Annotated in this window: 23 protein-coding genes; 9 read left to right on the top strand and 14 right to left on the bottom strand. The window is 53.6% G+C overall.

Annotated features, from left to right (window positions below; genetic code table 11):
• Window positions 1–68: 68 nt before the first annotated feature.
• The 3 genes from IRJ17_RS12295 to IRJ17_RS12285 all read right to left on the bottom strand — a co-directional run bounded on the left by IRJ17_RS12295 (window position 69) and on the right by IRJ17_RS12285 (window position 2,602).
• Window positions 69–1,247, bottom strand: a complete 1,179-nt coding sequence (locus IRJ17_RS12295; RefSeq protein ID WP_173596843.1) for an anti-sigma factor family protein — start codon at window positions 1,245–1,247, stop codon at window positions 69–71.
• Entirely contained in the window at window positions 1,244–1,792 is a 549-nt protein-coding gene (locus tag IRJ17_RS12290) for an RNA polymerase sigma factor SigX (RefSeq protein ID WP_122963911.1), read from the bottom strand. The genes IRJ17_RS12295 and IRJ17_RS12290 overlap by 4 nt, the downstream gene beginning before the upstream one ends.
• Before the next feature lie 108 nt (window positions 1,793–1,900).
• Entirely contained in the window at window positions 1,901–2,602 is a 702-nt protein-coding gene (locus IRJ17_RS12285; protein ID WP_122963910.1) for an AAA family ATPase, read from the bottom strand.
• Window positions 2,603–2,669: 67 nt separating this feature from the next.
• Between IRJ17_RS12285 and IRJ17_RS12280 the strand changes: the two genes are divergently transcribed.
• Window positions 2,670–4,094 (top strand): L,D-transpeptidase family protein, encoded by a 1,425-nt coding sequence (locus tag IRJ17_RS12280; RefSeq protein WP_173599096.1) that lies wholly within the window; start codon window positions 2,670–2,672, stop codon window positions 4,092–4,094.
• Between the two features lie 142 nt (window positions 4,095–4,236).
• Here the strand turns inward: IRJ17_RS12280 and IRJ17_RS12275 are convergent, their stop codons facing one another.
• The 3 genes from IRJ17_RS12275 to tkt all read right to left on the bottom strand — a co-directional run bounded on the left by IRJ17_RS12275 (window position 4,237) and on the right by tkt (window position 9,439).
• Window positions 4,237–4,587, bottom strand: a complete 351-nt coding sequence (locus tag IRJ17_RS12275) for a hypothetical protein (RefSeq protein ID WP_122963908.1) — start codon at window positions 4,585–4,587, stop codon at window positions 4,237–4,239.
• A gap of 96 nt (window positions 4,588–4,683) precedes the next feature.
• Window positions 4,684–7,263 (bottom strand): transglycosylase domain-containing protein, encoded by a 2,580-nt coding sequence (locus tag IRJ17_RS12270; protein ID WP_242774877.1) that lies wholly within the window; start codon window positions 7,261–7,263, stop codon window positions 4,684–4,686.
• A 169-nt stretch (window positions 7,264–7,432) separates the two neighbouring features.
• Window positions 7,433–9,439, bottom strand: coding sequence for a transketolase (tkt, locus tag IRJ17_RS12265; RefSeq protein WP_122963906.1), 2,007 nt, complete (start codon window positions 9,437–9,439; stop codon window positions 7,433–7,435).
• A gap of 129 nt (window positions 9,440–9,568) precedes the next feature.
• Here tkt and IRJ17_RS12260 point away from each other — a divergent pair, with 129 nt between their 5' ends.
• Window positions 9,569–9,724, top strand: a complete 156-nt coding sequence (locus IRJ17_RS12260; protein WP_167470275.1) for a hypothetical protein — start codon at window positions 9,569–9,571, stop codon at window positions 9,722–9,724.
• Between the two features lie 15 nt (window positions 9,725–9,739).
• Window positions 9,740–10,198 (top strand): NUDIX hydrolase, encoded by a 459-nt coding sequence (locus IRJ17_RS12255; protein WP_173596840.1) that lies wholly within the window; start codon window positions 9,740–9,742, stop codon window positions 10,196–10,198.
• A gap of 33 nt (window positions 10,199–10,231) precedes the next feature.
• Here the strand turns inward: IRJ17_RS12255 and IRJ17_RS12250 are convergent, their stop codons facing one another.
• The 3 genes from IRJ17_RS12250 to IRJ17_RS12240 all read right to left on the bottom strand — a co-directional run bounded on the left by IRJ17_RS12250 (window position 10,232) and on the right by IRJ17_RS12240 (window position 11,668).
• Window positions 10,232–10,864, bottom strand: coding sequence for a DedA family protein (locus tag IRJ17_RS12250; RefSeq protein WP_242774875.1), 633 nt, complete (start codon window positions 10,862–10,864; stop codon window positions 10,232–10,234).
• A gap of 202 nt (window positions 10,865–11,066) precedes the next feature.
• On the bottom strand, window positions 11,067–11,273 hold the full coding sequence (locus IRJ17_RS12245; RefSeq protein WP_063228008.1) for a YqgQ family protein: 207 nt from the start codon (window positions 11,271–11,273) through the stop codon (window positions 11,067–11,069).
• Window positions 11,270–11,668: a hypothetical protein gene (locus tag IRJ17_RS12240; protein ID WP_122963904.1), complete on the bottom strand. Its 399-nt coding sequence runs from the start codon at window positions 11,666–11,668 to the stop codon at window positions 11,270–11,272. Before IRJ17_RS12240 ends, IRJ17_RS12245 begins: the two co-directional genes overlap by 4 nt.
• 186 nt (window positions 11,669–11,854) lie before the next feature.
• On the opposite strand from IRJ17_RS12240, the gene IRJ17_RS12235 reads away from it, so the two are divergent.
• Window positions 11,855–13,030, top strand: a complete 1,176-nt coding sequence (locus IRJ17_RS12235; RefSeq protein WP_122963903.1) for an MFS transporter — start codon at window positions 11,855–11,857, stop codon at window positions 13,028–13,030.
• Between the two features lie 204 nt (window positions 13,031–13,234).
• On the opposite strand, the gene abc-f is transcribed toward IRJ17_RS12235, so the two are convergent.
• From abc-f to IRJ17_RS12215, 4 genes are all read right to left on the bottom strand, one after another.
• Window positions 13,235–15,175 carry a ribosomal protection-like ABC-F family protein gene (gene abc-f, locus IRJ17_RS12230; protein ID WP_242774873.1) on the bottom strand — a complete coding sequence of 647 codons (1,941 nt, stop codon included), beginning with the start codon at window positions 15,173–15,175 and terminating at the stop codon, window positions 13,235–13,237.
• A 457-nt stretch (window positions 15,176–15,632) separates the two neighbouring features.
• Window positions 15,633–16,424: a stalk domain-containing protein gene (locus tag IRJ17_RS12225; protein ID WP_242774871.1), complete on the bottom strand. Its 792-nt coding sequence runs from the start codon at window positions 16,422–16,424 to the stop codon at window positions 15,633–15,635.
• Window positions 16,425–16,573: 149 nt separating this feature from the next.
• Window positions 16,574–17,512: an AEC family transporter gene (locus IRJ17_RS12220; RefSeq protein WP_122963900.1), complete on the bottom strand. Its 939-nt coding sequence runs from the start codon at window positions 17,510–17,512 to the stop codon at window positions 16,574–16,576.
• A gap of 15 nt (window positions 17,513–17,527) precedes the next feature.
• Complete coding sequence (locus IRJ17_RS12215; RefSeq protein ID WP_122963899.1) at window positions 17,528–17,929, bottom strand: hypothetical protein; 402 nt, start codon at window positions 17,927–17,929, stop codon at window positions 17,528–17,530.
• A gap of 322 nt (window positions 17,930–18,251) precedes the next feature.
• Here IRJ17_RS12215 and IRJ17_RS12210 point away from each other — a divergent pair, with 322 nt between their 5' ends.
• From IRJ17_RS12210 to IRJ17_RS12190, 5 genes are all read left to right on the top strand, one after another.
• Window positions 18,252–19,070, top strand: a complete 819-nt coding sequence (locus IRJ17_RS12210; RefSeq protein WP_242774868.1) for an amino acid ABC transporter substrate-binding protein — start codon at window positions 18,252–18,254, stop codon at window positions 19,068–19,070.
• Window positions 19,071–19,148: 78 nt separating this feature from the next.
• Window positions 19,149–19,985 carry an amino acid ABC transporter substrate-binding protein gene (locus IRJ17_RS12205; RefSeq protein WP_173596836.1) on the top strand — a complete coding sequence of 279 codons (837 nt, stop codon included), beginning with the start codon at window positions 19,149–19,151 and terminating at the stop codon, window positions 19,983–19,985.
• The gene (locus IRJ17_RS12200; protein WP_122963896.1) at window positions 19,972–20,667 is read left to right on the top strand and encodes an amino acid ABC transporter permease; all 696 of its coding nucleotides are present in this window, start codon (window positions 19,972–19,974) and stop codon (window positions 20,665–20,667) included. Before IRJ17_RS12205 ends, IRJ17_RS12200 begins: the two co-directional genes overlap by 14 nt.
• Before the next feature lie 17 nt (window positions 20,668–20,684).
• A complete protein-coding gene (locus IRJ17_RS12195; RefSeq protein ID WP_122963895.1) occupies window positions 20,685–21,422 on the top strand; it encodes an amino acid ABC transporter ATP-binding protein in 738 nt (245 codons plus the stop codon).
• 576 nt (window positions 21,423–21,998) lie between these two features.
• A complete protein-coding gene (locus tag IRJ17_RS12190; RefSeq protein ID WP_242774865.1) occupies window positions 21,999–22,370 on the top strand; it encodes a YybH family protein in 372 nt (123 codons plus the stop codon).
• 36 nt (window positions 22,371–22,406) lie between these two features.
• On the opposite strand, the gene IRJ17_RS12185 is transcribed toward IRJ17_RS12190, so the two are convergent.
• Window positions 22,407–23,873, bottom strand: coding sequence for an aminotransferase-like domain-containing protein (locus tag IRJ17_RS12185; protein ID WP_242774863.1), 1,467 nt, complete (start codon window positions 23,871–23,873; stop codon window positions 22,407–22,409).
• Between the last annotated feature and the right edge of the window lie 50 nt (window positions 23,874–23,923).

Below are 23,923 nucleotides of genomic sequence, written 5' to 3'. Positions count from 1 at the left end.
ACAAAGCAGAGCCTCCCCTACAGGAAAACTCTGCCATTCCGCTTTATATTTCGCTTTATGCTGCTTCTTTAGTTCAGCTGTTTTGCCAAAGCCAGAAGTTCTTCTCCACGCTTTTCGCTGCCATCCAAAATGTGGATTTTCCCGTCTTTTTGCCAAACGAGATGCGTATTGTACTCGCTTGTGAGCAGCATGCCCTCTTCGCCGTTCACTTTGACTTCTTTCATGTCGCTTTTGCCGTCCGCCATGTACGGAACAGGAATCGTATGTTTCCAGTCTTTGATGTCAAGCATTTGCTTTTTCACTTGCTCCGGGATGAACGGCAGAGCCAGCATCGTCTCGCGCAGCTTTTCCAGATCTACGCCATCGGGAGCTTTCAGCTCAGGCGCGTCCACAATCGTGTAGGAATAGCTCTCTTTTCCGGTGCCGATATATGTTGTTTGCATTTTCGGCACTTCCAGCGAGATGCGCTTGCCATTCAGCTCGTCGTCGAAGCGAGCATCGATTTGCAGTTGGGCAAGCAGCTTGTTTGCCCGCTCGGTGTCGATTTCGAGATGCATGCGATACGGCGAGGTAACTTCTACCCCTTCCACAGCCATGTCGGCAGGCACTGACGGCAGCTTGACTCCCGCTTTTTCCGCAGCTTCCCGGTTGTTGTAGTAGTGGTTACGGCTTTCCTGTTTGTTGTCATCCATTCCGTCGATTTCGATCTTTCCGATTCCTTTCAGATCGATCTCCCCGGCTTTGCCGCTTGCCATCCAGTTTTCCACTTCTTGCAAGTCTTCTTGCGTCACTTTGACAAATTCGACTTTGCTCATGCGAAACATGGACAAAAAGTCATTAGCCGCCGCCTGTACTTGCGGAAAAGACAGAGACACGGCGACCACAGCTGCTGCCGATGCCGCTGTTACCCAGCGTTTCGTCGATTTGTTCATTTCGTTCCAGCTCCTTTTTGCTTTGCGCTCTTTGTGGTGATTCCACTCACGCAACTGATTGCTCTTGTTTGCCTTTCCTACTGTTTGCGAAAACCGCTGCCAAGCTGCGTCCGTGTTCACTTTCGCCTGATCGGCACGGGCGAATACGTCTGCTTCGATCTGTTCCCGCGACCAGACGTCCAAAGCCATCAGCTCATCCAGGCGAGCGCGGCATTGCTCGCACTCCGTCAGGTGACTGCGGAACTGCTCGCTCTCCCGGGCTTCGCACTCTCCATCCAGAAAAGCCTGGATAAAGCCCGTATCTGCACATTTCATCCCTCTTCCCCCCTGATCCGCTCGTATAGCCTGCGAAATTTGTTTTTCGCTCGCGCCAAAATCGTTCCGACAGATTGAACCGGAGTTCCAGTCGCTTTTGCCAGCTCGGCGTAGGGAAAGCCGGAGTATTTCATGACCAGCAAAGTACGCTCACGCTCATCCAGCTCGTCCAGCACCTCTTGCACGTGGCTGATCGCTTCTTTTTCCAGCCATGCTTCCTCGGATGACGGCGTGGTGTGCGCCTGATCCGCAGTAGTGCGCTCCTGCCTATCCTGCCTGCGCTTCTCTGATCGCAAATAGTTGCAGGCTGCATAGAGTGCCGCTTTGGATAGCCAAGCCGGGATATTCTCTACAGTGGAGCGATCTGTATCGTAAAAGGAGAGAAACACTTCCTGAGCGACATCTTCTGCTGCTTGCTGCTCGCGGACAATCCGCATCGCCTGCCGGACAACGAACGGGTAGTAAGCGGTAAACAGATCGTGAAACGAGTCTGCATCGTCTTGCACCCGCGTCTGGTTCATCGCCAGTTTTGCCTGCACCTCCATCACGTCTCCTCCTTCCTGCAAAGGCCGCTGACTCAGCTTCTATCGCGTTCTACACCTTATAGAAACCGCCGGGACCTTTTTTGTGACAGGATATTTTAAAAAAAATCGTTATTCGTCTAAAAAAGCAGCCGGCTTCTCCAAAAACCGCCGGGTCAGTTGGTAGTGCTCCGTCTCCTGATACCGCACTTCCTGCACAGGCGATTCGTCAAAGCTGAAGATTTTCGCTCCGGGAAAGCCCATCAAAATCGGGGAGTGAGTCGCGATCACAAACTGCGCGCCCTCTGCCACCAGTTCCCGCATCAAAAACAAGAAGGCCAGTTGACGTTTGGGCGACAGGGCCGCCTCAGGTTCGTCCAGCAAGTAAATGCCTTTGCTGTTGAAGCGGTTGGTGAACAGCGACATGAACGCTTCCCCGTGCGATTGCGCGTGCAGCGACCTCCCGCCGTAACTGCCGCTGCCGCCGATCGAGTCGATGTGGCTGGCAAACTGGTAAAAGCTCTCGGCCCGCAAGAAAAAACCGTTCGTCTGCTTCGGAAGCCAGGAAAGCCGGATATAGTCGCCCAGACTCGCTTCGGACTTGTGGACGTCATAATAATTGTTGCGCGATCCGCCAGCCGTGTGAAAGCCGCACTGATACGCGACGGCTTCGAGCATCGTCGACTTGCCCGAACCGTTTTCCCCGACCAAAAAAGTCACGCTCGTGTCCAGCTCGATCGCCTCCAAATTTCGCAGCGACGGCAGGTCAAACGGATACCGCCCCGCCTCGGGAAACTTCTCGCGTAACAGCTTGATCGTCCGTAAATAAACCATTATTTTCCCCTCCACACTCACTTTTTTGCCGAGCCACGCCGATACAACCATATAGGGGGGAGTATCGGTGGACAAGGTTTCCTTTCTTCAGGAAAAAAGCGCCTTTCATATGAAATATCCAGAGCAAAGCGACCTCTCCTTCTACCGGTGGTTTACCCAGCAACACCCGGATGAAGCGATTGGCTGGTACCATCTTGGCCAAGCAAAAGAAGCGCAAGGCGACACGCAGCAGGCGCTCGCCGCTTACAGACAAAGTCTTTTTGCCAAACAAGGCCCTTATTTTAACGAGGCGCGAGACGCCTATCAAAAATTGCTTCGCGAGCAAAAACGCCAGAACTGGCGCAACCAGGCACGCTTGCTTCTGGCGGCACTCGCCTTTTTGTACGCCCAGTTTGTGTTCTCACCCGGGCCTTTGCAAGATGCCGCTCCTGCTGCCCGCACACAGACAGCGGAAAAGCCTGTCGGCACTCCTGCTGGATCGCAGCCTCATGTCGAGGTGATTGCGGTTCCTGCGGCACTTGACCCGAAACAATTGCAGAGCCAGGTTCGCCGTTATGTAGAGGGGCGTCGTCCGGCGCTGACACAGCCGTATACAGTCATCGTCGTTCCGGAAGTGCCCGGATCGCCGCTGTTTACGCCACTGTTGTTTTATCAGCCCAAACAGGTGAAAGGGATTGTGCAATACAATCCCGCCAGCCGGAGTGTCATCAGCCAGCGCTGGTTTGCAGCGCCAGCCAGCTTCGCTCAGGAGGCGGCGCTTGCAACAGCGCGCACAGACCTCGTAACCGAGCAGCAAACACTCCAGCACGTGCTGACATTGCGCAATGCCCTCTATCGCTACTATCAGCAAAAAGGGACCCTTCCAACCAGGCTGGCAGATTTGGCAGCAAGCTACCCCGGCAACTATTTGCCGCAAATCCCTGTTCCGCCAAAACGTCTCTTGCTGGAAAGCTATCCGTATCACCCCGCTGCTTTTCAGAGCGGAGCGGCATGGGCAAGCTTGCGCGATGTCCTGCCGCTTCCCGGCTATCCTGAGCCGCTGTCGCCTTTGGAACCGCTGCAAGTTCGCCTTGCACAAAAGTCGCACACGCTCCAGCTTTTGAGCGGCACGCATCTCGTGCGCAGCTATCCGGCGGGCATCGGCAAAAACGACTCGACGCCAGAGGGGTACTATACGATCTTGCAAAAAATCAACAAACCGCGCGGCCATGACAACATATACGGCACACGAGGGATGGTTTTTCAAGGAAACGGCTATGCGATCCACGGCACCAACCATCCGGAGAGCATCGGAACCTCCGTGTCTCTCGGCTGTGTGCGCTTGCTCAATGCCGCTGTGGAGGAACTGTACTCCTTCGTCTCACTGGGCACCGAATTTATCATCTCGGATGCCCCTGCTCCCGCAAGCCCGTGGAGCAATCCGCCTTTGTTCGTCCTTCCGGCGGGACCGGAAGAAGAAACGCCACAAGTCATTTACACCTGGCTGCATTAATGTGCAGCCTTTTTCCTTTGAAAAGACGAATCAGCCCTTCGTCTGGTTACGTGGAGATTCCATCCAAGCCAGTCGCCGAACCCGCATCCGCGGACGAAAAAAGCGCGCTCCCCAAGCGGGAACGCGCTACTTGTATTTGGTCTTATTTTTCTTCTTCCAACTGACTGATCGTTTCTTCCTGTTCTTCTTCCGGATTCCAGTAGTCGAGCACTTTGCCTTGCAGAACCTTGCCTTTGATAAACTCCACCTGCTGCTCACTGAAATCTTCTGTCCATTCGACGCCTAATTCCTCCGCCAACCGCACGACAGTCAACAGCTCTGACCAAGCGACGTAGCGTTTGTACCAGAAAAACTGTGGCTGCTCGTTCATATATGGGTACAGGTCGTCAAAATCGGTATGTTTACAGTCGAGAGCTCGCTCAAAATTCACTTTGGCTCGGCTAAGTTGTTCCTTGAAAAAAGTGGGCAAATCTCTTTGTGCGAAGTCAGACATGGACTGTCCCCCCTGTCTCCCGATTTACTGGTATTGTACCACGCGAAAGAAGATGTGCAAATAGCTGAATCTGTCGAGTTGTCTATCCTATGCCGCTCAGCCGCCGGTTGTTCCATTTGCTGGCGGCTGCTGTTGGCCGCCGTCTACAGGCTGTACTGGCTGCTGGCTGCCGTCAGAAACTCCCCCCGGCTGGTTGGCTCCCGGATTGGCGATATCAGGCGGAATCTCTCCAGGATTTCCCGGGTTTCCCGGGTTGCCCGTATTGCCCTGGCCCGGATTCGGATTCTGACCGTTCGGCTGGCCGCCGTTGTTGCTGTTGTTGCCCTGGTTGTCGCCGCCGAAATTCGGCGGAATCGTCACAGAGCCGTCGCCATTGCCGTTATTGTTTTCATCCGGATTTTGTCCCTGATTGTTGCCGTCCTCGTGGTGCTCTTCTCCGTCGTTAATCAGGTTTTCCAGATTTTGCATGTTAATCTTGGTGATCGGGGAAGGAGTCTGCTCCTCGCCCTGGGCGTTGCGCGGAACCACCACATAGCGATACTGGTTCGGATCATCCAGCACATCGACATAAGTCGTATCCTTCAAGCCGGAAGCGATCAGCACGCGCTCGTCATTTTGCTTGACGCGATAGACGTCATACGTGTAATCAGGAGAACCGCCAATCCAGCTCAAGACTACTTTCATCTGGTTGTTTTCCATAGTCAGGTCTGCTGCCAGTTGCAGCGGCTGCACTGCCTCTTCTTCCGGCTGTTCTTCGACGGCACCTGCTGGCGGTTGGAAATCTGTCGCCTTCACGCCCTTCAAACCTGCTGCGAGCACTTTGGAGAACATTTGCGCCGTCAAGCTGCTTCCCTGACGCATCAGATGCTGTTTGTCCTCGGGATCGAAGCCCATCCAGACCGCTCCGACGTATTCTGGCGTATAGCCGACAAACCAGGCGTCTTTGTTCACACCGCTGTCTCCGGCAATCGATTGGGTCGTCCCGGTTTTTCCGGCTACATGACGGCCAGAGATTCGGGCAGCTTTCCCCGTCCCTTCCTGAACCGCCCGCTCCAGCATCGTGTGAACCGTCCACGCCGCCTGCGGCTTAAGCACTTGCGTTTGCTTGTCTTCGTATTCACGAACGACGCCTTCGCTCTTGTTTTCGATTTTGGCAATCGTGTGCGCTTCCGACATAACCCCGCCGTTGACAAAAGTCGTGTACGCCTGCGCCATTTTCAACGGAGACGTCCCTTGGCTAAGACCGCCGAGGGCGATGGCCAGGTTGCGGTCCTCCGGCGCCAGGTCGACGCCGAATTTTTTCAGGTAATCCAGCCCGTTATTGACTCCGATTTCATTTAACAGCCAAACAGCAGGCACGTTGAGCGAGTCGATCAGGGCGCGGTTCATGCTCACCGTTTCGCTGTATTTGTTGTTGTAGTTGCGCGGCTCATAGCCGTTGAAGCTTTGCTTTTTGTTGCTGAGGGAAGAGTTCGGCCCCCATTTTCTGCCGTCCATATCAACCGCAGGCGCGTACACCGCCAGCGGCTTGAAGCTGGAACCTGGCTGACGCTTCATATCGGTCGCGTAGTTAAAGCCTTTTGCGGCGTAATTGCGGCCGCCCATCATTCCGGCGATCCCGCCGTTTTTCGCATCCACGACAATCATCGCGGACTCGACGCCGCGTTTTGCGCCGTCTTTCGGGAAGTTTTTCGCGTTGGCGTACTCCGCGATCATCGCATCCTGTACTTTCGGATCGAAGGTCGTATAGACGTGCCAGCCGCCACGGTACAACTCTTCCTCCGTCACGCCGTAATTTGCTTCCGCTTCGTCCACCATATGGTCGAAGAAAGCGCGGTAGCCTTTTTTCAGGCTCGCTCCAGCCGTCTCTGTCGGCTCGGTAGGCAATGCCTCCGCCTGCGCTTCATTTTTTTGTGCCTCGGTAATAATGCCTTGCTCGTACATCAGGCGAATGACCGTATCGCGCCGCAGCTTCGCCTTCTCTGGGTTGTTGAACGGCGAGTACGTCGTCGGCGCTTTCGGAATTGCTGCGAGCATCGCTGCTTTGGCAACCGTAAATTTATCAGAGCTGACGGACATTCCGAAGTAGTAGTTCGAAGCGTCCTCGATCCCGAACTCCCCTTCACCCAAGTACACGCGGTTGAGATACATTTCCAAAATCTGATCCTTGGAATAACGGCGCTCCAGTCCGATCGCAATGCTCATCTCTTTGGTCTTGCGCCAAAACGTTTGGTCCAGGTTGAGGAAAACGTTTCTGGCAAGCTGCTGGGTGATCGTGCTTCCCCCTTCAGCCAATGAACCTTTTTTAATGTCATTGATGATAGCTCCGCCGATCCGTACCATATCGACGCCTTTGTGCTCGTAAAACCGTTTGTCCTCGACAGCAAGGAATGCGTCAATCAACACTTTGGGCACTTCGTTGATCGGTTTGTATTCACGGTTTTTTTGACGAATCAGACTCGTCATCTCTTCACCGTTTTTGTCATATATGACCGTTGGTTCTGCTTTCAAGTCTTTCAGCTTCTGTTCGTTTTCCGCAATCATCCGGTCTCCCGCGTACAACAGGGAAAAGTATCCCCCGATGACGCTCAAGATGAGAAAGACGGCGAATCCTACGGCAATCATCAGCAAGTTGTTCTTTTTCTTCCTGACTTTCTTCTTGGCCTTTGTTGCCATTTCTTACCTCCTGGTTTTCTCTCTCCCCCGCATCTTATATAGACGGATGCTTTTGAAAAAAGTTTCTCCCTTTTGGCACGTGTCTATCATTCCACACTGTTTCGGTTTTGTCACTGGAAAAGCCTATCTCCTTGTGAGAGATAGGCTTTTCTTATGAAGCAAAGGCAATTTATTTGAGCAGCCCTTCTGCTGTAGCCACTACATTTTCTACGGTGAAGCCGTATTCGCGCATGATGCGGTCGCCAGGTGCGGAGGCGCCGAACTGGTTGATCGCGATCACTTTTCCGCCATCTCCAGCATAACGTTCCCAGCCCATAGGAGAGCCCATCTCTACTGCTACACGCGCTTTTACTGTCGGAGGAATGACCGCATCGCGATACTCTTGCGGCTGACGCTCGAACAGGTTCCAGCTTGGCATGGACACGACGCGTGCCTCGATTCCGCGGGAGAGCAGCTCTTCACGCGCTTGCATCACCAAGGATACTTCGGAGCCGGTAGCCAGCAAGATCAGTTGCGGATTGCCGCTTGGAGCGTCTGCGAGCACATATGCCCCTTTGCTCACGCCTGCTTCCGCTTTCTCGATGGTCTCTGGCAAGACTGGCAAGTTTTGGCGAGTCAAAACAAGTACGACTGGCTCGTCTGTGCGGGAAACAGCGTATTTCCAAGCTTCGTTTGTCTCTACGGCATCAGCCGGACGCATAATGGTCAGTCCTGGCATCGCGCGCAAGGACGCCAATTGTTCGATCGGCTCGTGAGTCGGGCCGTCTTCCCCTACAGCGATGGAGTCGTGCGTGAACACGTACACAACCGGCTGTTTCATCAGAGCAGACAGGCGGATAGCCGGACGCACGTAGTCAGAGAAGACGAAGAACGTACCTCCGTATACTTTTACCCCACCGTGCAGAGCCATACCGTTGAGTGCTGCCCCCATGGCGAACTCGCGAACACCAAACCAGATGTTGCGGCCATCGTAGGAGCCTGGCAGGAAGTTGCCCGCTTCTTTGATCACTGTGTTGTTGGAGTGAGCCAGGTCTGCGGAACCGCCGAGGAAAAACGGCACGGATGTTGCCAATGCATTGATTGCGTTTCCGGAAGCGACGCGGGTTGCCAGCTTCGCCCCTGCTTCGTATACCGGCATGTTGGCATCCCAGCCTGCTGGCAGGTGGCCTTCCTGTGCTGTCGTGAATTGCGCAGCCAGGTCCGGATATGCTTTGGCGTACTCGGCAAACAGGTCACGCCATGCCGCTTCCGCTTTTTCGCCCGCTTCTGCCAGTCCTGCGTAGAAGTCAGCCACTTCCGCAGGAACGTGGAACTCTTGGTCATGCGACCACTCGTAGTTTGCTTTTGTCAGCTTCACTTCATCTTTGCCGAGCGGTGCGCCGTGGGAAGCGCTGGAGCCGCCTTTGTTCGGGCTGCCGTAGCCGATGACAGTTTTGACTTCGATCAGCGTAGGACGATCCAGATCTTTTTTCGCTTCAGCGATAGCGGCATCAATCGCTGCCAGATCGTTTCCGTCTTCTACGCGCAAATATTGCCAGCCGTACGCTTGGTAGCGTCCTGCCACATTTTCCGAGAACGAGCGGGACAGTTCGCCGTCCAGCGAGATATCGTTCGAATCGTACAGCACGATCATTTTGCCCAGTTTCAGGTGAGCAGCCAGGGAAGAAGCCTCGCTGGATACGCCCTCCATCAGGTCGCCGTCGCCGCAGATGACATACGTGTAGTGGTTCACGATGTCAAACTTGTCGCGGTTGTAGACAGCTGCCATATGTTTTTCCGCCATGGCCATACCGACCGCCATCGCGATCCCTTGTCCCAGCGGTCCAGTCGTTGCGTCAACACCAGCCGTATGTCCGAACTCCGGATGGCCAGGCGTTTTGCTGCCCCACTGGCGGAAGTTATGTAGGTCTTCCAGAGAAACATCGTATTTCATCAAATGCAACATCGAGTATAATAGCATAGAGCCATGTCCCGCAGACAAGACAAAACGGTCGCGGTCGATCCATTGCGGATTGCTTGGATTTACTTTCATGAAACGGCTCCACAGAACATGAGCCATTGGGGCAGCGCCCATCGGCATTCCCGGGTGGCCGGAATTTGCTTTTTCGATGGCATCAATAGCCAGCGTGCGGATGGTGTTAATGGATAGCTGATCGACAGACGTATGCTGAGTCATCTCGCGAAATCCTCCCTGTGCTTTTCTATAAAATCATACCTAGTATCGGGTAAAACACACTGTGCCATTATAGCACAGTTCAAAGTCAGATTCATGCTTGCTTTCATAGAATAAGGAGGTCTTTTTCGAATGTCTTCTACGCTCTACCTCATCATTGGAATTGTTTTGGCCATCGCCGGTTTCGGCATGCTGTTCGCAGCGATGAGCAGTTCCCCTGCCCTGAAGAAAAACCGGGAAAAACTGCGCAGAAAAGCGGCCGAAAATCATCGTCCCGAAGAGCATTGAGAAAGGAACCTCGTCATGCGAAACTACTTTACGATGCCAGTTGCCGTGCACCTGTTTTTGCTGCGCGGACAGGAAATTTTATTGCTTCGCCGTTACAATACCGGATATGAAGACGGAAACTACAGCGTTCCGGCTGGACATCTGGACGGCAATGAAGAAGTCAAGGCAGCAGCCATTCGCGAGGCCAAGGAAGAGTGCGGGATCGACCTCGCACCAGCGGACCTTTCGCTTGCGGGCGTCATGCACAGACGGTCTTTTGACGAGCGCATCGACTTTTTCGTCGCCGCGCGTAACTGGCAGGGCGAGATCGTCAACGCCGAGCCTGACAAGTGCGACGAACTGATTTGGGTCGACCTCGACAAGCTGCCCGACAATATGATTCCCTATGTGAGACAAGCCATCTCCAATTACAGAAGGAACGAGTGGTTTGACAGCTTCGGCTGGGAAGCTTCCTCTGCACACGCCGCCAATTGAAAAAGGAGCCAACTGTACCTGCAAGCTCTTCGCTCAGGCAGTCGGCTCCTTTTTCAATTGTTGAGGGCAATCCCCGCTTTCCTGCGAGTCGGCAGGAAGCATAAAGCAACGCAGTCGTATGTACTGGCGAATCACCATGTAGACAGCGGCTGCCAGTGCTACCGTCGTCAACGTAATTTTGCTGTAGGAATACACGCCTGCAAGCATCACATCCAGCTCAGCGGCAAACCAGTAGCCCATGAGAAAATAATGCAGCGTCCAGACAAACGTGCTCGGTAAAAAGAAAGCCAAAAACTGTCTGAGCGGCATCCGATACAAGCCCGCGACGATTGGCACGATATGGCGAATCACCGGAATAAACATGCTGATCGCCAGCACCCAGCCCATGTATTCTTGCTCCCAGTCCATGAGCCTGACGTGCTTGTGCCAACGCTTGCCTGCCCATTTTGCCAATACGGGCGCTCCCAGCCAGGCACTCACCAGATAGCCAGCCCCCACTCCCGCGCTCACGGCCGCAAACACCGCTGCATACACAACCAAAAACCCGGTGTCCGCATGCGCCATTCGTGCGCCAAAGCCGATCACTGACATCTCATCGGGTGAAAGCTGCCAAAAAAATTGTTTCCATAACGAATGAAACATGATTGCAAAACTCGCCTGCTCCACAGCCGCTCCCCCCTCTCCGATTCCCTGCTTCTATCGTAGCGGGTAAACCTTTCTAAAAGAGAGAGAATGCCTTAAGTTTTCTAAAAGGAATCCTGAAGAATTTCTTAAGAGAGCGGTACGGGTGTGAACAGGCGCACAAAACAAAAAACGCGCTTATCATCGCCGCGTCGCAAAACGGCAGATAAACACGCCTGTCCCTGGTTTATCGGGCTTCCATCGCTTTGCGCTTGCTGTGCACAGCTGACATGGCCTCCATAAACTCTTCTTTTTCAATCACATTCAGTTCGTACAACTCGCGAATTTCGTCTTCTATCAGCAACAGATCCCCCACCGGGTCCCCCGTGTAGATGAACAAGCCGAAGCGGTGCAGAAACGCCTTTAAATCGAAATCATTGGGGTTGGCTTTCAATAGGCTCCCTCCAGATCGATTTCCATCCTCGCGAGGACGGCATCGTAGTCAAACTCGACAGCAAAGCCGGTAATAACGATGATCTTCGCATACGGATACGCCTCTTTCCACGCCTCCTCCTCAACCGGTTTCAATCCGACAAGATAGAGCGGATCTTTGGAAAGCTCCGGGTGCTCCTGGCACAGACGCAAAAACTCGCGGCATCTGTCCTGCTCCTGTGCCGCATTCAGAACGAGTACCGCGCGTTCCACTTCCTTTGACTCCCGTTGTCCGGCAATCAGTTCAAACGTTTTTGCAGTAGGCACCATCGCGTTCACTTCCGGAAAACGGTCGAGAACCTCATCCAGCCAATCATCTTCATGCCAGGCCAGGTAGTACAGCATTGCAGTAGACATGATCACAAACACCTCATGGATATATACTAGACAACTTGCCAAACGATTCTTCTTTCTTTTCCATTATAGCACGAGAAGTGCACGGCTGCCCACGCCGCTCGCTTGACTTCGACAGTTCGTTCACGTAAGGTGGAAAATGCAAGCAACTGATAGTGATGATTTTTGTGTGAAACGAGGTAATTTGTTGTGAAGAAGAAGCATCTTGCCCTCTTGTTCTTCGTCGCATTTTTGACCATGCTCGGATTCGGTATTATCATTCCCATCCTTCCCTTTTTTGCAGAAAAACTGGGTGCGACCTCTTTTCAGATCGGCGTTCTGTTCGCCAGCTACAATATTATGCAGCTGTTGTTTGCACCCGTTTGGGGAACTCTGTCGGACCGGATCGGGCGCAAGCCGCTCGTTTCTTTCGGGCTACTCGGCTTTGCCGTGACGTTTATCCTGTTCGGAATGGCGGAAAGCTATACGGAAATGCTCGTTTACCGCATTCTGGGCGGAATCGTCTCTGCTGCCGCGTTGCCGACTGTAACGGCGATGGTTGCCGATTTGCTCCCAACTGAAGAGCGAGCAAAAGGGATGGGGGTCGTCGGCGCGGGCATCGGGCTCAGCTTTGTATTCGGCCCTGTCATAGGCGGCCTGCTCAGCGGCTACGGCTTTGCCGTTCCGTTTTACGCTTCGGGGCTTGTCGCGCTGCTGACGTTTTTCTTCATTCTTTATGCGTTGCCGGAAAGCTTGCCGAAGGAAAAGCGGACGAGCCTGCGAAAAGAGGCCAGTCAAAACCCGCTGGTCTCGCTCTTTGGCTCCCTGTCTCTTTTGTACGGCATTTTGTTCGTCGTGTCGTTTGCCTTTTCCGGTCTGGAAACGACTTTTGCCCTGTACATCCATGACTTGTACGGCTTCACATCCAAAGACCTCGGCTACATGTTCCTCGTCATGGGCATTATTGCAGCCTGTGTGCAGGGCGGCTTGATCGGCCGCCTGGTCAAACAGTTCGGGGAAGCGGCCATTCTCACCGTGGGGATGATTTTTTACGGGATCGGCTTTTTCGCCATTCCGCTGTCGGGAAACTTTTGGGTACTCGCTTTGATTCTGTCTTTGTTCGGCGCGGGCCAAGGCATGATTCGCGCAACTGCCACCGCGATGATTACGCAGCGAACAACGGAAGGCCAGGGGATCACAAGCGGAGCGATCAGCTCGATGGACAGCCTCGGTCGCATTCTCGGCCCGTTGGCTGGCGGCGCCGTCTACACCTTTTCGCACAGCGGCCCGTTTTTCCTCGGCGGCGTCCTGATGGTGCTGATTCTGCTCTGGTTCCAGTTGAGCCATCGGCGGTTGCCGGACCCGGAGCCGACGGTGCAAGCTTAGAGCCATAGGCGAGAGCTGGAACAGCAGCCGAAAGTTCGATCTTGAGGCGTCGGTGAGGACTGCTGAACCCGGAGCCAATCATTCAAGCCTAGTCACATCGCCAGGCAAAAAGCGAGGCAGCAACAGTCTTATTGACGACTGTTGCTGCCTTTTTTATGAACATAGTCTCTAACCTTTTCCAAATCGACGCACTTGCCGCCTGCCTTACACTTCCTGCATGCTCACCCAGGCGACGTAGCAGTCATCGATTTCTTGCTGGACGTGCTCGATTTCTGTTTGCCACGCAGCCAGTTGCTGATAGTCCGTCTCTGCTTGGGAAAGCAGCCCGGTCAAGCTCGCCTTTTTCTCTTCCAGCTTGGCAATTCGCTGTTCCAGCTCAGACAGCTTGTAAGTGTTCGGGCGTTTTGGCGCTGCTTCTGTGGCTACCACTTCCCGCTTAGGCTCTGGCGGCTTTGGCTTTGCTGCTGGCTTGGCTTTTGCTTCCCCCGCAAGTCTGTCCGCCCTCTTCTGCGAACGTTCCTTTTGCTTGGTTCTCGCCTCTTCATACGTGCCTACGTCATGCACGATCCGCTTGTCTTCCACCCAGAAAACGCCGTCTACCATTTTTTGCAGAAAATAGCGGTCGTGGGAAACAATAAACAGCGAGCCGTGGAAATCGGCGAGCGCTTCCTCCAGCGTTTCCCGCGCTTCAATATCGAGATGGTTCGTCGGTTCGTCGAGAATGAGCAGGTTGATGTCCTGATGCATCAACTGGGCCAGGCGCAAACGCATTCGCTCGCCACCGCTCAGCTGGCTGACCTTTTTGAACACATGCTCGCCGTAAAACAGAAACTTCGCCAGCAAATGTCTCGCCTCTGCTTCCGTCACTTTCGCGACATCGCGGAACGCTTCGATCAGCCGCTGGTTTTGATCCCCTTCCAACGCTTGCTGCGAGAGATAGCCGACTTTGACGCTGCTGCCGATTGCGAGCCTGCCTGCATCCGGCTCTGTCTCTCCCAAAAGCATGCGGATCAACGTGGACTTCCCGCAGCCGTTTGGCCCGAGCAGTGCTTTGCGCTCCCCGAAACGAAGCAGCAAGCTGGCGTCTGCAAACAGCTGCTTTCCTCCGTACGTCTTGTGCACGTCTGTTACGATCAGCACGTCCTGGCCGCTGCGGTCTGTCTTTTTGAATTGCAGCCCCATCCGGTCCGCTTCCATTTTCGGCCGCTCGATGCGTTCGATCCGGGCCAGCGCTTTTTCCATGCTTTTCGCCCGACGGTGAAACGCCTCGTTTGGCGGATTGGAGCGATTGCCCCACTCTTTTAGCCGCTTGATCGTCTCTTTCATTTTTTTAATCTTTTTCTGCTGCTCCTGGTAGGCGGCAAACTGCCGCAGCAAACGCTCCTCCCGCTCGGTGGCAAAGGCGCTGTAGTTTCCGATGTAAAACTCCGCTTCCCCGCCGTCCACATGGTAGACAGAAGTAACGACTGCATCCAGGAAATAGCGGTCGTGGGAAATAATCAGCACCGTTCCCGGATAGCTCTGCAAAAATTGCTCCAGCCACTCCATCGACTCCACGTCCAGATGGTTCGTCGGCTCATCCAGCAGCAGGACATCGCTCTTTTGGCACAAAAGCTTGGCAAGCCCCGCCTTCGTTTTCTCCCCTCCGCTCAGTTGGGCAAACGGCGTAGCGAGCAGCTCTTCGCTTACTCCCAATCCTTGCACGACCTGAGTCATACGCGTCTCCCACTGGTAGCCATCCTGCTGCTCAAATTCGTCTTGCAACTTCTGGTAACGCTGCATCAGCCGATGCAACGCCGCTTCGTCCTCGTAGAGCAGCGCCATCTGGCTTTCCAGCTCGCGCATCTGCTCCTGAATGTGGCGAACTTCAGCAAAAGCGCTCGCCACCACATCTCGCCCCGTCCACTCCTGCGGATACTGCGGGGATTGCGGCAAATACGCCCACACCGTTCCTTTTGCCCGGTACAGCTCGCCTGAGTCCGGACTTTCGATGCCTGCCAGCAGTTTGAACAAGGTCGTCTTGCCCGCACCGTTTGGGCCGACGATTCCTACCCGCTCGCCCGCTTTTATTTCCAACGTAATATTTTGCAAAACCGGATCGGCTCCGTACGATTTTTGTAATTGGGTAGTTGCGACGATAATCATGATTTTTTCCTCCCTGGTATGTGGTACGGTTCAACATAATGGTCTTTCCTGGCCGGCCCCGGCGATTTTTGCCCCCATATGCCATCTGTCTGCCAAAAGGCAAAAATGGACGCAAAAAAGCCGCAGGCCATTACCTGCGGCATCGCGAGGGGAAGATATCGTCAGCCAAAAATGCTGCCCGAATCAGTCACCCATTATTGACAAGAACAAACCGTCCCTGGTCGATGCATGGTACGCCTATGGAAACTTCGTTCAGTTGTATGCGCAAAAATGGGCAGACTGGTCCCGTTGAAAGAAAAATCATGCGTCATACTGGAAGTTTCTACCACAAACCACGCCTGAACGGTTCCGAACACGTACACACACCTCCATTCCCAAGGATTAGGTAAATCTTATCCACCATCATAGTACAGCTGCGAGCGAAAAACAAGGGGCAGTCAGCAAAAGAAACGGCTGCTTATTGGTTGCTTTGCGTCCCTTCAAACAAAGGTTTGTTCGTATCGGCATCGATGAACACAATCGTGTTGTACGGCGGGAGCTTCACTTTTGCCGTCAAGTACGGATAGGTGATCACTTGCGGATACATCATCCCTGGAACTGGCTCTGTCAATTTCACGTAGACCAAAAGCTGCTCCCAGCTCTGCTGCACCTTCGTGACTTGCAGGCCGTAACCGGGGTGAGGAGATTGGCCGCGCGCGATCACGTACAAGTCTCCCTGTTGGTGAATGCCTTGCTTGCCTTTGACGGACTCGACGAACTCCTGCTCTGCTTCGGTCAACTGCTTTTCATCCACGAGGACGAACGAATCATTTTGTCCGGATGACACAATTTCCACCGCCCTTTTCTCGGGATTCCAAGCAATCTTTTGGCCTGCCTGCTCCACTAGCCACCTCAGCGGCACATACACGTCTTTGCCGCGAAGCAGCGCTGCTTCGCCACCTTGAACCGCCTTGCCGTCAACCGTCACCGCTCCGGAATCCAGCTGGTAGGCGATCGTATAGTTGCCGACTTTCATCTGTCCTGTTTGTCCTTGCAGCGTCCACTTCGCTTTCAGGATGCTCGCTGCATCTTGGGCCAGTACGTACGTTTTTTGCTGATGCAAAACGGCCTGTTTTTGCAAAGCCGCCGCTTTTCCATCTACGGAAATCGTTGCCGTCTGTGCCTGGCTCCCGCTTGTCGCTGCCGCCACCGAGTAGACGGACACAAGCTGGAGGCTGAGGGCTGCAATCAGCCATGCTTTTTTGTTCATCTTCGTTCCTCCATTCCTTTTTGCCGGGATTCATTCTATCTTCTATCTTGTTAGACTTACCTCAGGTCTTATTCGTTTCAGTGCTCTTGCCACGAAAAGAACAACCGGCCTGACCAGGAAGCAGACCGGTTGTCCATGGAAAAAACAAATTAGTGCAACAGCCAGTTGCTCATCAGCACAACAGCCGGAATCGTCAAAAGCGCCAGCAACGTCGAAAAGACGGTCGTCATCGCGCCCATTTCCTCATCTGCCTTGTAGCGTCCAAACAAAATCGAGGCGAGCGTCAAAGTCGGCATGGCCACCTGTACCAATGTCACACTGACGATATCGCTGTCCAGCGAAAACACGGAGAGCAGCAGCGCCGTCAAAAGCGGAAAGACAAACAGCTTGAAAGCAAGCGGCATGCCAAGCAGCGGCAATGATACTTGCGGCTTGCTGCGCAAAAACAGCGGGAGCAGCATCCCGATATACATCATGGCGAGCGGCGAAGCCAGTTTGGCCAGCGTGCCAAACAGGTGCTTGACTGGCTCAGGCGGGGCAAAGCCGATCAGCGCGGAACCAAGCCCGAACACGATGGCAATCATCGGGATGTTGATCAGCGTTTTCAGCCCTTTGAGCGAAAACGAGCCTTTTTCCTGGAGCATCATGACCCCGACTGTCCACAGCACGACGTCGACGCCAGCGTCAAAAATGGCAGCCAGGAGCGCACCTTTTGGCCCGAACAGCGCTGCGCACAGCGGCAGACCGATAAAGCCCGTGTTGCCGAGGCCAGACAAGATCGCGATTTCCCTGCGCTTTTTGGCAGGCAACGGCAATGTCCTCGCTCCTGCCCAGCCGAGCAGGATGCCCAAACAGTTCAACACAATCGAAATGACGAATATTGCAAAAATTTGCACCAAAAGCTGGTTATCGATCTGGGTTTGAAAAATCCCGTCCAAAATGATGCAGGGCATCGCCACGTTGATAATGATCGTAATGACGAGCTGCCGCGAATCGGCCGTCAACGGCTGTCGGTAACCGATCAGGCTACCGATGCCGATGATGACGGCCATGATGAGTACGGATTGCTGCAACGTCTGAAATTCCATCGCACCGTCCCCCGCTTACATTTCGATCGGGAGCCATTGCAAATTTGCCGGCTCGCCTTTATCGCATGTCCGCAAAACATCCCCGCAAAGCGGAACAGCTTGTTCGAGCGGAACGCACCAGGAGAGCGGGAACACCGCTTCGCTGCCTTCAATCACGAGCGATGCCATCACCGCGTTCTGCTCGCCATTCGTCAGCACAAAATGCTGCTCGCCTGGCTCGTGCTCTTTCCACTGGACAAGCACTTTGCCGTTGTTGCCGCCAGCCACCACCAAATCCACGTGGTCACCGTATGCGGCATGCACCAGCGTGCGATTCTCGCCATTCAACTGCGCGATTTCCTTCAATACTTCGTGCCAGGCTACATGCTTCTGCTCCGTTCCACTGCCATCGGTATACATACGCCAGTCGTTTAACATGCTGATTGACTCCTTTTATCCATTCATGGTTGTCTTTGTCCCAAAGCATCAAGATGTTTCGTCCGAAAAAATGGGCAAACGCCCAAGGTCGTACTTATTGTACGCTATCTGCCCCCACAACCTCAACCACTACTTGCAAGCCCTCTGACGCTCCTGCACATAGCGATAGGGCAATTGGAGAATCCTGAGAAAGGAACCGTTTGCAGGCCAAGAAATTCACAGTAAACAAATCGGAATAAATATTTTTATGATTGACAAAGACCGATGAGGCTACTACTATGAATCCATGAAATTCGATCAGCATAAAGGGGATTTAATCATCATGAAAAAAGTCGTTTTCTCTACTTTGCTCTCTTGTCTGTTGGTAGGAATCGTTGGTTGCAGCAGCTCTGGCGCCCCTTCCCAAACCGATAGCGCTACACCGCCGGCTGCTTCGCAAAACTTGCTGGAAAAAGTAAAAGCGGAGAAAAAGCTCGTCATCGGGACAGAAGGCACTTACTCGCCGTTTACATACCACGATCAGTCCGGCAAACTGACCGGATACGACGTGGAGGTCGTAAGCGAGGTTGCCAAACGGCTCGGTGTAGAGCCTGTTTTCCAGGAAACGCAATGGGACGCCATGTTTGCGGGTCTGGATTCCAAGCGCTTTGACGTGGTTGCCAACCAGGTAGGGATACGCCCTGACCGTCAGGAAAAATACGATTTTTCCCAGCCGTACACGATCTCGCGCGCTGTTCTCGTCGCGCACAAAGACAATACGACGCTAAAAAGTTTTGCAGGCATCAAAGGTTTGAAAGCCGGGCAGTCCATGACCAGCAACTACGCAGACCTCGCCCGCTCGAACGGGGCAGAGATCGTCGCTGTCGACAACTTCAACCAGGCGATTGACCTGATCGCGCAAAAACGCGTCGATGTCGCTATCAACGACAACTTGTCCGTGCTCGACTTTTTGAAGCAAAAACCGGATACGCCAATCCAAATCGTCACTAAAAACGACAAAGGCCAGCCAACCGCCTTCCTGTTCCGCAAAGGCAGCACAGAACTGGTCGCCGAGATTGACAAGGTGCTGGATGAGATGAAAAAAGACGGCACGTTGAAGGCGATTTCGGAAAAATGGTTCAGCGAAGATATCACGAAGTAAACATTCATTGACAAAATTGTCTGTCCCTTTTAGTATGTTCCTAACAAAAATCATATCGGTTTAGTGGGGGTTTCATTTATGAAAAAACTATTGTTTTCCGTTCTCACATCTGCTTTGCTGGTCGCCTTGGCCGGTTGCGGCTCCTCTTCCTCTCAGGCGCCACAAAACAACGCTTCGCCTGCTCCAGCTGCCAGCGAAGAGAAAAAAGAGCAAAACTTGCTGGAAAAAGTCAAAGCGGACGGAAAAATTTTGATTGGTACCGAGGGTACTTACTCCCCCTTCACCTTTCACGATCAATCCGGCAAGCTGACCGGATATGACGTCGAAGTCGTAACCGAAGTCGCCAAACGCCTTGGCGTTGAGCCAGTGTTCCAGGAGACACAGTGGGACGCCATGTTCGCGGGACTGGATTCCAAGCGCTTTGACGTCGTAGCGAATCAGGTCGGAATCCGCCCTGACCGCCAGGAAAAATACGACTTCTCCAATCCGTATACCGTATCGACAGCGGTGCTCGTCACTCACAAGGACAACACGACGGTAAAAGGCTTTGAAGATATTAAAGGCTTGAAAGCAGCGCAAACGCTGACGAGCAACCTCACCGACATCGCGAAGAAAAACGGAGCGGAAATCGTCGGAGTAGAGGGCTTCAACCAGGCGATCGACCTTTTGACTTCCAAGCGCGTCGACATTACGATCAACGACGGTCTTTCCTTGCTTGACTTCCTGAAGCAAAAGCCTGATACGCCAATCAAAATCGTCGCCAAAGATCCGAATGTAGCGACAAACGGGTTCCTCTTCCGCAAAGGCAGCACAGAGCTGGTTGAAGCGTTCAACAAAGCGCTGGATGACATGACGAAAGACGGTACACTCGCAAAAATTTCCGAGAAATGGTTTGGTGCAGATGTTTCTAAGTAACTTCTTTGACAACCCGGAACGCCTGAACCGATGGATCGATATCGCGCAAAGCTCCTTTCTGCCTCTGCTGAAAGGAGCCTTGCTCTATTCTTTGACGCTTGCCATCGTTTCCTTTTTCTTTGGCCTGATTCTCGCTGTTTTGACCGCATTGGCCCGCCTGTCCGGCATCAAGCCGCTGGTTGGCCTTGCCCGTTTTTATGTATCGCTCATCCGTGGAACGCCGCTGTTGGTGCAGCTTTTCATCATTTTCTTCGGTTTGCCGAGCGTAGGAATCATGATCGATCCGTTTCCTTCGGCCGTCATCGGCTTCTCGCTCAGCGTCGGCGCCTATTCCTCCGAGGTCGTGCGCGCCGCGATTCTGTCCATTCACAAAGGACAGTGGGAAGCCGCCTACTCTCTCGGGATGACGTACTGGCAAGCGTTGCGCCGGGTCGTGTTGCCGCAGGCAGCGCGCGTTTCGGTTCCCCCTCTGTCCAACTCGTTTATCAGTCTGGTCAAGGATACGTCGCTCGCCGCAGCCATTCTCGTTCCCGAGATGTTTCGCAAAGCACAGGAAATCGTCGCCTCGACCTATGAGCCGTTGCTTGTCTACTCGGAAGCCGCGCTCATCTACTGGATGATTTGCTTTGTCCTTTCCTTTATTCAAGACCGGATCGAAAACAAGCTGGACCGCTACGTCTAAAAAGCAGGTGAACGCAGATGATTACCATCACGGATTTGCATAAACAGTTTCACAACTTGCAAGTGTTAAAAGGAATTTCGCTGACGGTGGAAAAAGGCAAGGTCGTCGTCATCATCGGCCCTTCCGGCTCCGGGAAAACGACGCTGCTGCGCTGCCTGAACGCACTGGAAGTACCGACCAGCGGCAGCGTGCAGATCGGCGAAGTCAAGCTCGACTTTTCGCAAAAGGTTGATCGTTCAAGCATCCCGCGACTGCGCAAACAGACAGGCATGGTGTTTCAAAGCTACAATTTGTTCCCGCATATGACCGCGCTGGAAAACGTCATGGAAGGTCCCGTGACTGTCAAAAAGGCAGACAAGGACAGCGCGCGGGCGAAAGCAGCCAAGCTGTTGTCCAAAGTAGGTCTCGGAGACAAGCTGGATCATTACCCGGCGCAGCTTTCCGGCGGCCAGCAGCAGCGCGTGGGAATCGCCCGCGCCCTGGCGATGGACCCGCAAGTCATGCTGTTCGACGAGCCGACTTCCGCCCTCGATCCCGAGCTGGTCGGCGAAGTATTGAAGGTCATGAAGGAGCTGGCCCAGGAAGGCATGACGATGGTCGTCGTCACGCATGAGATGGGATTTGCCCGCGAGGTGGCGGACGAAGTCATTTTCATGGATCAGGGCGTAATCGTGGAGCGCGACACTCCTGCCAAGCTGTTCGCCCAGCCGCGCGAGGAGCGCACTCGCCAGTTTTTGCAGCACCTGAAAGCGTAAAGCAAAAGACTCTGCCAGCGCAGTAAAGCGGGCAGAGTCTTTTTTGCTAACGTCTATCCGTGCTTAGTCATCCCAGAAAGAAGTGACCAGAAGAATGATGAGGATGATCCAAAAAAACCCGCCACCTCCGAAGCCGAAACCACCACCGCGCCTGCATCCCATGGCTTTTCTCTCCTCTCTTCTCACGTCATCAAGCAAAACTGGCCTCGTAAACTCGCAAAGAAGCCAGCGCTTCCTTTCAGCTTATGACAACCTAACTCTGTCCGCATGGATGCCTGTCTAGTTGACTCGCAAAATAAAAAAAACGGGTGCTTGCCCTTCTCGCCCGCTTTTCGCCTAAAATTAACAAATGCTTCATGCTGGCTCTACTCTCCCTTAACATGTCCGGTCTATGATGGTATTGTCAGACCCTACGATGGACATTACGTCCTCCATTACCGCCCGAATAGCCCCCTTCTAGATCGGGCGGGCTTTTTTTCGTGGCTTTTTCGCGGGCTGGTGCCCCTTTCCCAAATCCGCTACAATACATAATAGTTGAACAATTCCCTGAATTTTGTTGTGGAGGTCATTTTCGCCATGGGTTATCAAAAAGCGCTTGAACAGTACATCGCCGCTACGAACACACACGACTTTTCCCAGGTGGAAAAAGTCTTGCACCCACATGCCGTCTACTGGTTCTCGGACAAGACCTGCACATCGCTTGAAGAAATCGGCCGTTACTTCGAGAATGCCTGGAATGTGATCAAGGAAGAAGTGTATTCCGCTGTCGATGTGCAATGGATCGCGGTAGACCAGCATTGTGCGACCTGTCTGTACACGTACCAGTACGAGGGCTACTACAACGGCCAGTTCGTCACCGGAAGCGGCCGCGCCACCAACGTGTTTACGAAGACAGCAGACGGCGAGTGGAAGCTGATTCACGAGCATCTGAGCAATCAGCCTAAATAAAAGACCGGAGAGAGGAACTGCCAGGAGCAGGATGGTTTATGACAACACATCCGGTTCGTACAGTTCCTTTCTTTGTTTTTCGATCAGTCTGCACAAAAGCGCAATGCCTTCCTCCAGCTTGTCGTCCGGGACCGAGCCGAAGCCGATCCGGATATGCCCGCCTCCTGACAAATCGGTAAAACAGGCTGCCCCCGGCAAAAAAGACAGACCGTGCGGCTTGGCGAGAAGCGACAGCGCCTCTGTATTCGCACTCGTTTGCAGCCAAAAATTAGGGCCAGCCTGCGGCGCTTCCCATGTGAGCGAGGCTCCGCCATGCTGCCGCAAAAGCTTGTCCACCCGCTCTTTTTTTCGCTTCATCTTGGCGCGAACCGACTCGAAGTAACGCTCGTCTGATACAGTTTGCAACAAATGATAGAAGCTGCGCTGATTGAACAGCGGCGTCGCCAAATCCGCGATCGCTTTGACATTGGCCAGCCGCAAAAAGACAGACCCTCTGGCAACCAGACAGCCGATGCGCAAGCCAGGCGCAATCACTTTGCTGTAGCCTTTCAAATAGATGACATGCCCGTTTTGATCCATGCTGCAAATGCTTGGCGGTATGTTTGCCGTATAATGCAGCTCTGACCACGGATCATCCTCGACGATCAGGCAGTGAAAACTTTCAGCCAGCGCAAGCAAACTTCTCCGCGTCTGCTCGCTCATGATTTTTCCGGTTGGATTTTGCCCGGTCGGAATCACGTAGATCAGCTTGGGCGGCCGCTGGTCGAACATCCGTGTCAGCAGATCGATGCGGATTCCGCTGCTGTCGCAAGGAATCGGCAAAATCGTCGCCCCTCGCGAGCGAAACGCATCCAAAGCAGCAGGGTACGTCGGAGATTCCACCATGACGATGTCGCCCGGCCCTGCGAAGGTGCGAGCCACGAGGTCAATCCCTTGCTGGCAGCCCGTCGTCACCATCAGCTCGCTTTCCGTAACGCGTATGCCTCTTTGCTGAAAAGCATGCGCCAAATGCTCGCGCAGCGGCAGATCGCCGAGTGGAGAGGAATATTCGGCAAAAGTATGCGGATCACGCGCTGCCAAAGCGGTTGCCTTTTGCAGCGCTTCGAACGGAAGGTGCTCTTCTTTTGACAAGGTCGCAGAGTGAAAAGGAAAAAGCAGGCGGCTCCCGCGCGGCGTCTGCTGCCCGAAAATCGACCTTCCCACGTAATCGTAATACGACTCTTGCCACTCGTAGTCGTGACTGGCAGCGGGTGGAGCCGCTTTTTCCAGCCGCCTGACGTATGTTCCCTTGCCATGCAGCGTCACGGCATAGCCTTTTTCCTCGACGATTTTATAGGCGCGAATGACCGTCAACACGCTGACCCCGATTTCTTTTGCCAGCTTGCGCACAGACGGCAACAGCTCGCCCGCCTCGTATATCACGGAGCTAATCCGTTCGATCACGGCTTGGGCGATTTGGACGGTCAACGATTCTTTCCCGGTTTTGTCCAATGAAATATGCATCCGTTCCCCTCCTTACTTACCAACTGTTTTACCACGAGCTGTACTGTTAT

It is taken from the genome of Brevibacillus parabrevis (genome assembly GCF_022701015.1).
Classification (GTDB): Bacteria; Bacillota; Bacilli; order Brevibacillales; family Brevibacillaceae; genus Brevibacillus; species Brevibacillus parabrevis.
Note: the sequence above shows the minus strand (reverse complement) of the source record. Positions and strands in the feature narration are given on the sequence as shown.

Excerpts from the sequence above, each read along its gene's own strand:
- IRJ17_RS12295 (WP_173596843.1), bottom strand. The coding sequence starts at position 1,247 with ATGAAATGTGCAGATACGGGCTTTATCCAGGCTTTTCTGGATGGAGAG.
- IRJ17_RS12210 (WP_242774868.1), top strand. The coding sequence starts at position 18,252 with ATGAAAAAAGTCGTTTTCTCTACTTTGCTCTCTTGTCTGTTGGTAGGA.
- IRJ17_RS12270 (WP_242774877.1), bottom strand. The coding sequence starts at position 7,263 with ATGGCAACAAAGGCCAAGAAGAAAGTCAGGAAGAAAAAGAACAACTTG.
- IRJ17_RS12215 (WP_122963899.1), bottom strand. The coding sequence starts at position 17,929 with ATGTTAAACGACTGGCGTATGTATACCGATGGCAGTGGAACGGAGCAG.
- tkt (WP_122963906.1), bottom strand. The coding sequence starts at position 9,439 with ATGACTCAGCATACGTCTGTCGATCAGCTATCCATTAACACCATCCGC.
- IRJ17_RS12255 (WP_173596840.1), top strand. The coding sequence starts at position 9,740 with ATGCGAAACTACTTTACGATGCCAGTTGCCGTGCACCTGTTTTTGCTG.
- IRJ17_RS12185 (WP_242774863.1), bottom strand. The coding sequence starts at position 23,873 with ATGCATATTTCATTGGACAAAACCGGGAAAGAATCGTTGACCGTCCAA.
- IRJ17_RS12190 (WP_242774865.1), top strand. The coding sequence starts at position 21,999 with ATGGGTTATCAAAAAGCGCTTGAACAGTACATCGCCGCTACGAACACA.
- IRJ17_RS12195 (WP_122963895.1), top strand. The coding sequence starts at position 20,685 with ATGATTACCATCACGGATTTGCATAAACAGTTTCACAACTTGCAAGTG.
- IRJ17_RS12200 (WP_122963896.1), top strand. The coding sequence starts at position 19,972 with ATGTTTCTAAGTAACTTCTTTGACAACCCGGAACGCCTGAACCGATGG.
- IRJ17_RS12240 (WP_122963904.1), bottom strand. The coding sequence starts at position 11,668 with ATGTCTACTGCAATGCTGTACTACCTGGCCTGGCATGAAGATGATTGG.
- abc-f (WP_242774873.1), bottom strand. The coding sequence starts at position 15,175 with ATGATTATCGTCGCAACTACCCAATTACAAAAATCGTACGGAGCCGAT.
- IRJ17_RS12225 (WP_242774871.1), bottom strand. The coding sequence starts at position 16,424 with ATGAACAAAAAAGCATGGCTGATTGCAGCCCTCAGCCTCCAGCTTGTG.
- IRJ17_RS12290 (WP_122963911.1), bottom strand. The coding sequence starts at position 1,792 with ATGGAGGTGCAGGCAAAACTGGCGATGAACCAGACGCGGGTGCAAGAC.
- IRJ17_RS12220 (WP_122963900.1), bottom strand. The coding sequence starts at position 17,512 with ATGGAATTTCAGACGTTGCAGCAATCCGTACTCATCATGGCCGTCATC.
- IRJ17_RS12275 (WP_122963908.1), bottom strand. The coding sequence starts at position 4,587 with ATGTCTGACTTCGCACAAAGAGATTTGCCCACTTTTTTCAAGGAACAA.
- IRJ17_RS12285 (WP_122963910.1), bottom strand. The coding sequence starts at position 2,602 with ATGGTTTATTTACGGACGATCAAGCTGTTACGCGAGAAGTTTCCCGAG.
- IRJ17_RS12260 (WP_167470275.1), top strand. The coding sequence starts at position 9,569 with ATGTCTTCTACGCTCTACCTCATCATTGGAATTGTTTTGGCCATCGCC.
- IRJ17_RS12205 (WP_173596836.1), top strand. The coding sequence starts at position 19,149 with ATGAAAAAACTATTGTTTTCCGTTCTCACATCTGCTTTGCTGGTCGCC.